Genomic DNA, 2,294 nt, shown 5'->3' on the forward strand with positions numbered 1-2,294 from the left:
CGGGGACCCTGACCTCGGTGGCCGAGTCCGCCTCGCACGGCTCGGCGGCCCATCTCGCGCGGCGGCTCGGTGTGCTGCTGGCCCTGGTGGTCGGCGCCCTGGCCGGGGCGCTGGCCCTGCGCTCCGCGCCGACGGCCGCCGCTCTGATCGCCCCGGTCCTCGTCGCGGTGACGCTGCTGCTGGGGACGCGCCTCCATGACGCGCGGCGCGCTCCGTGACGGCGGCGACGAGCGCCACCGGGCCTCGCCCGCCACCCACCACCGGGAGCGAACAGCCAGGCCGCCGGGCGCAACCGGCCAGGCACACACCACCAATGACAGACAGCCGACGACCGGAACGACGGAATCCGCAGATAGTTACGTGATCAACTAATGTTTTCCGTTGTCCAACCCCCCTTTCTCGCAGACGTCGTTGACAAGGCGGGGTGGTGGGCCACACCTTTGGCCGCACGAGGCCACCCCGCCGGAGGGCCTCGGGGCCGACCAAGCCGCCCCCGCGCCACCGCGTCCACGCGGGCGGGACGGAACGGTGTTTCACCGGTTCCGCCCGCCCCGCCCGGCGCCCCGCGCTCCGCCCCGCTCTCCCCCCAGGCGGCCGTCTCCCAAGGACTCCCCGTGACCTCTCCACGCCCGGATGCCTCCGTACCACTCGCCCCCCTGGACGTGTCCTTCACCGACGACCCGAAGGTCGTCAAGGAGGCCGCCAACGAGGACTACTCCACCCATATCGTCCCGCTGACCTGGCGCAGTGGCCGACTCTCCCTGACCATGGCCTGGTACGCGCTGGTCAGTGGCATGTTCTACCTCGTCACGGCGGCCACCCTGGCCGTCACCGTAGGCACCGTCGACACCCTGATCGGCATCCTGCTCGCCGTCGCCGTCTTCGGCGCGGTCAACTACGTCTTCTCCCGGTACGCCGCCCGCACCGGGCTGACCGTGGCCCTGCTCTCCCAGCGCGTCTTCGGCTCGATCGGCTCGGTCCTCGCCCCACTCGTCCTGGCCGCCACGGCGATCTACTACGCGGTGTTCGAGGGCTCCGTCATCGCCCACGCGCTCCACGCGTACACCGGCGCCCTGACCATCGAGGTCTGGTACGCCATCTCGATCCTGAGCAATGTGCCCATGGTGATCGGCGGGGTACGCCGCTGGCTCGACAAGTTCAACGGGGCCCTGCTGCCCCTGTACTGGACCGGACTGATCATCGTGGTGGTCCTCGCCGCGCGGGAGTACCAGCCCTCCGGCTGGCTCACCCACACCCCGGACGTGGTCCCCGACCTCGGCGCGCCCGGCTGGCTCTACGCCTTCTTCGTCTACATGGGCGTGTTCGTGTTCATGATGTACACGATCGACTTCGGGCGCTTCGGCAAGCGCGAGGACGCCGCGTTCCACAGCGTGGTCACCTTCGGCCCGGTCTTCTACTTCTTCGTGTACTTCGTCAACGGCCTGATCGGCATCTTCCTCGTCCTGGCCGCCGGAGCCGTCGGCGCGCCGACCGAGACCGCGATCGGCGACACCATCGTCGCCCTGATGGGCGTGTGGGGGCTCGGGGTGGTCTGGCTGACCCAGTCCCGTATCAACACCGCCAACTACTATGTGGCGTCGACCAATCTGGAGGCCACCGTCGCCCGGCTCTTCCATATCCGGATCCCCCGGGTGGTGGCCCTGGCGCTGGCCAGTGTGGTGACGTACCTGATCATGCTCACGGACGTCCTCAGCTATGTCCTGACCGCGCTGGCCTGGCAGGGCGCCTTCGTCGTCGGCTGGGTCGGGATCATGCTCACCCATCTCGTCTTCCACCACACGGGCGACCGCGACGGCCTGCCGGAGTTCCGGCCGGGCCGGGTGATGTCCTTCGCCCCGGGCGCGCTGGTGTGGCTGCTCTCCTCCCTGACCGGCATCCTGGTACTGGAGTTCACCGGTACGTTCGGTACGACGTGGTCCTCGCCGCTCACCTTCGTCCTCAGTATCGGCCTGTACTGGCTCGCCCTGCGGCTGACCCGTTCCCCGGTGCTCACCCGTGGCGCGGATCCCCGGGACGAGGTGGACGACATCTGGGAGGCCCGGATCCGCTGCCACCGCTGCGACCACTCCTACATCGCCGCCGAGATGGACCGGGACCCGTCCGCCGAGGGCTCCCCCGCGATCTGCGCGGACTGCGCCAGCCGCAGCGGGGAGTTCCGCAGGGCCGTACGGGCCGAGGCGGCGGCGGCCGACCGTACCCCCGGCGGCCGTGAGCCGGAGCCGGTCACCCGGGTGTGACCCGCCCCGGGGCCGGCCGGACGGCATCCGTCCGGC

The 2,294-nt window shown here is 70.7% G+C and carries 2 protein-coding genes; both read left to right on the forward strand.

All coding sequences use genetic code 11. The annotated features are described in order from the left end of the window. Window positions 1-218, forward strand: a 218-nt coding sequence (locus tag ACFVIM_RS34655) for a hypothetical protein (RefSeq protein WP_384310232.1), incomplete at its 5' end; no start/stop codon positions are given. A 396-nt stretch (window positions 219-614) separates the two neighbouring features. Beyond that, window positions 615-2,258, forward strand: coding sequence for a purine-cytosine permease family protein (locus tag ACFVIM_RS34660; RefSeq protein WP_384310234.1), 1,644 nt, complete (start codon window positions 615-617; stop codon window positions 2,256-2,258). Window positions 2,259-2,294: the final 36 nt, after the last annotated feature.

The sequence above is a fragment of the Streptomyces sp. NPDC057638 genome (assembly GCF_042800315.1).
Classification (GTDB): domain Bacteria; phylum Actinomycetota; class Actinomycetes; order Streptomycetales; family Streptomycetaceae; genus Streptomyces.